Source organism: Oleiphilus sp. HI0061, assembly GCF_001635675.1.
This window is the reverse complement of the sequence record NZ_LWFE01001206.1, coordinates 1-4,000: the sequence shown is the minus strand read 5'-3', so window position 1 is coordinate 4,000 and position 4,000 is coordinate 1. Positions and strand designations below refer to the sequence as shown.

The 4,000-nt window shown below is 44.2% G+C and carries 4 protein-coding genes; 2 read left to right on the top strand and 2 right to left on the bottom strand.

The features are described 5' to 3' along the window. Together A3735_RS18785 and A3735_RS18780 are read right to left on the bottom strand one after the other, a co-directional pair. Positions 1-1,661: molybdopterin-dependent oxidoreductase (locus tag A3735_RS18785; RefSeq protein ID WP_068638460.1), on the bottom strand; the 1,661-nt coding region annotated here is incomplete at its 3' end. 50 nt (positions 1,662-1,711) lie between these two features. Further along, complete coding sequence (locus A3735_RS18780) at positions 1,712-2,557, bottom strand: acyl-CoA thioesterase II (protein ID WP_068555023.1); 846 nt, start codon at positions 2,555-2,557, stop codon at positions 1,712-1,714. A 125-nt stretch (positions 2,558-2,682) separates the two neighbouring features. On the opposite strand from A3735_RS18780, the gene A3735_RS18775 reads away from it, so the two are divergent. Beyond that, positions 2,683-3,573: a LysR family transcriptional regulator gene (locus tag A3735_RS18775; protein ID WP_068514364.1), complete on the top strand. Its 891-nt coding sequence runs from the start codon at positions 2,683-2,685 to the stop codon at positions 3,571-3,573. Between the two features lie 109 nt (positions 3,574-3,682). Further along, positions 3,683-4,000: MarR family winged helix-turn-helix transcriptional regulator (locus A3735_RS18770; RefSeq protein ID WP_068638458.1), on the top strand; the 318-nt coding region annotated here is incomplete at its 3' end.

Sequence of the window (4,000 nt, the reverse complement as noted above, 5' to 3'; positions counted from 1 at the left end):
GCTAAAGGAAGAATTAGCGCAGCAGATGCGGCATCCTCCGGTAAGGCTGCGCCAAAAGTACGATACAAAATTGAAGGCGCGTAGGGGGCCCAATCCTTGTTCAATTTAAAAGTCGCCATCAAGGCAGCGAAGAAGCCCTGATGAGCACTAATCTCAGGTTCGTATTTAGCGATGCGTTCCAATACAGGGAAATTCTCTGGAATCTTACCCATTTTCGCTAACAAGCGCGCATAGATTTCAGGCTCAGGTAAGGTACCCGGTAAAGGCTCAAACATCGGTGCACGCAAATGAAAGAAGTTCTCAGGAAACTCCGCGTTAAAACCTGTCGCTTCCCACTTCTCGAACTGAGAGGCAGCTGGCAGAACGTAGTGCGCCAAGCGAGCCGTTTCAGTCATCGCTACATCAACAACAACCAACAAATCTAACTTAGAAAAAGCGCGTTCATAGGCACTAGAGTCAGCGTAACTGCGAGCGGGGTTGCTACTATCCACCCAAATCGCTCGTAAACGATCTTCGCCCTCATGTTCAATTTCATCAGGCAATATGTTTGGTGGATACATTCCCGAAATCGGCATCATTTTATGATGAGCCGTGAGCTTGTACTCGCGGCGACGCTCGTCCGAATTACCTAATAAGGGAACAAATAAAGTGTGCAGATTATTGCCGCCAGTTTTCCCGAAATTGCCGGTCACCATATACAGCATTTTTTCCAAATATGCCGTCAAGGTGGAATGCAGTGACTGCTGCAGACCCAAGTCAATTCTTACGCATCCCGCTTTAGCATTAGCAAAGTCTCGTGCAACTTGCTGCGTCATCTCAAGGGATACATCGGCTTTTTCTACATACTCTTCAATAGGAATATCTAATAGTTCAGCTTCGAGCTTATTAAAGCCAGTGCAGTGATTCTCGAGGAAGGCTTTATCATGCAGGCCCTCTTTTACGATAATCGCCAAGATCGCAGACATCAGATAAGCATCAGTACCTGGCTTTAACTGAAAATGTATATCGGCTTGCTTCGCTGTTTCAGACCTTCTAGGGTCAAAAACCACCATCGTACGGTCCGGGTCTTTCTTAATTTCTTTAAGCGTATCGCGCGCATTGGGTATACCGTGTGACTGAAATGGGTTACAGCCAATAAATAGTACGTAGTCAGAATGCTCTACGTCCTCAGTACAATGAACACGCTGATCACCAAACAGTCGACCATTCACCCAAAAATCCATGGTCTTTTCCTGAGCCAAAGCTGTATAGGTATAGCGACTCCCACCCATGGCATAACGCAGTTGTGAAGCATACGCACCGCCAAGATGATTACCTTGACCACCACCACCTACAATCGCGAAAGAATCGGGGCCAAACTGATCACGCGTTACATTCATTTTTTCAGCGATTTCATCTAAGGCCTGATCCCAGCTAACCTTCTGAAAGCTCCCATCTGGCATCCTTTTTAAAGGATGTGTCAAACGATCATCGTGATTTTGATAATGCTCTAATCTTGCCGCTTTCTGGCAAATATAGCCCTTAGTCATAGGGTGTTGAGGATCACCTTTGATCTTAATTAATTTGCCGTCCTGGGTGGTAACATCCAAGCCACAGTTTCGTGAACATAATATACAAGCGGTTTTATGCAGCTCTGTATTCTCACTATCAACGTTTGTCATGATCGCTCTCTTGCTTTTTAAAAGCTGTAATTATTGAGATATAGACTAGCTTAATCTTTGTAATACACCATCTGGCTACTTGTCGCCACCAAGGTACCATCAGGGCTCCATAGCTCAGCCCTTTGCTCAAAATAACCATTAGTAAATTTGGTAGCGCTAGCGCGACCAAGCAGATGAGTCGCCTCCAAGCCCAACAATTCATCTTCAGTTATATGGAAATTAATCGTTAAACTAACCGTTCCCATTGGGACGATCTTATGTCTTCGAACAAAAATTCGTGGAAAGAACGAGTCAGAGATTGCTGTTACTGAGGCATAGTCCAGCTTTCTTGCTGGCTTGTCAGAAATCCACAAGAGGCTCTCGGAGGGGTTTGCTTGTTTACCCTTAACTAGCGGCTGAAAAGGAGCACCATAAACAAAGCGCATATCGTATTGGTCTACCCAGCTCGGCATGCCCGGAAATTTTGGTAGTGAATCCACCTCTTCAAAATCTGGTGCATAAGGCATCCTTACTTCATCATTAGACCAAGTCTCATTTCGCTTAGCAAAAACACAACTAGCAGAACACTGCATTACATCGCCTTGCAAAAAATCTACACGCCAATGCTGGTTGGAACGGTTAGTTCTTAATAGAGCAGGTTTGACCACCAACTCATCATCTTCAATCGGCCCCATATAATTAATAGTAATCGATACCGGCATGCCTTCTCTTTCTGGGTGACCTAACACTGCTTGAAGGATCGTAGCCGCCGTCACACCACCGAAAGGGCCTACCATATTTTGATAGTCTGCACTGACTTGCCCAACCAGGCAATTGGGGTCCCCTTTCAGGTTAACTGCACCATCAAATGCATGCTCTTGCTGTTCTAGTGTCTTTGCCACATTAGATGCACTCATACCGAAACCTCCAAAAAATCGCACAAATTAGTTTATATGCTAAGTAAATTAATCTAACCTTTTACCACTGGCAATTCAGTATATTTGAACTTAGGATAACTTCAGCTTATCTATTAAGGTGTTCCATGCAACAAAAAGCTCCCCCAATTCAGTGGCTACCTGTATTTGAAGCCGCGGCCAGAAATTTAAACTTTAAGAAAGCAGCGGTGGAACTCTGTGTTTCACCGCCTGCCGTCAGTCAGCAAATCAAAGTATTGGAAGAATATCTTGGTTTAACGTTGTTTGACCGAAGCTCTCGCAAACTACGACTCACCTCAGCCGGAGAGTTTTACTACCAGACAACAAGAGATATTATTAAGCGCCACAATACTTCCTATCGAGAATTCGAACGAAAATTTTGCCACCCAACGCTTCAAATCAGCTCACCCATTTTCATCGCTCAAGAACTACTGATTCCAAATTACGCACGCTTCAAAGACTATGCTCCAGAGGTAGAGCTACGCATCACGACAGGCAATGAATACGTTAATTTTGACGATGAACCTGCAGACGCGGCATTACGTTTCGGAAAGGGGGACTGGCCAGAATTAGCAACACGCTTTGTCAGTGGTGTTGACGTAAAACTTCTATGTAGCGAGGACTACCTGACCCAACATGGTCTTTCCCGTGACCAATTAATGTCAAAGGAGGAGATCGAAAATCAGGTTGTCATATCGCTATATGATGATCTTCGGGATTGGCGCGGCTCATTTGGAGATTTTAACCCAAAGCAAAAAATTGTTTGCGACTCTTATTTCTCCGCCATTCGGTCTGCTGAAGAAGGCTTAGGAGTCGTCGTTGGATTACTCCCTATGGTCAATCAAAGGATCAGAGATGGAAAGCTACTTCCCTTATCAACCATGCCGTTGACAACCCAGTATGCATATTGGCTCGTTGCCCCTAAAGCCATGGCAGAAACAGATAATTTCAACTCGCTTTACCGCTGGATACAAGCGCTATTCAGAACACTTAAGTAATTTGTTGAAAAAATAAAAAACAAACAAACGCTTGCATTTAAATTTAGTTTATATGCAAAGTAATATACATCACATATGAACTATATAACTACTAGACAAGGAATCGACAGTGGATAAAAGGTTATTCTTTCTGATCAACATGGCTCAGCACCGAATGTTTAAGTTTGCAGATACCCAGTGCGAGCAACGCCTGGGGATTCCAGTCACTCAAGCTGCTGCACTGATGTTCATTGCTAAAAATGAAGGCTGTTTACAGAAAACGCTGTCACAAGCATTGGGTTTGAATAACTCTGCAGTCACCGGTTTGGTTGGCCGAATGCAAAAGAACGGCATTATTGAGCGCAAAGGATGTGCCGAAGACGGCAGAGCATCAAGGTTATTTTTGTCTGACGAGGGTAAAAATAAATTACCGATACTCTACCCACTT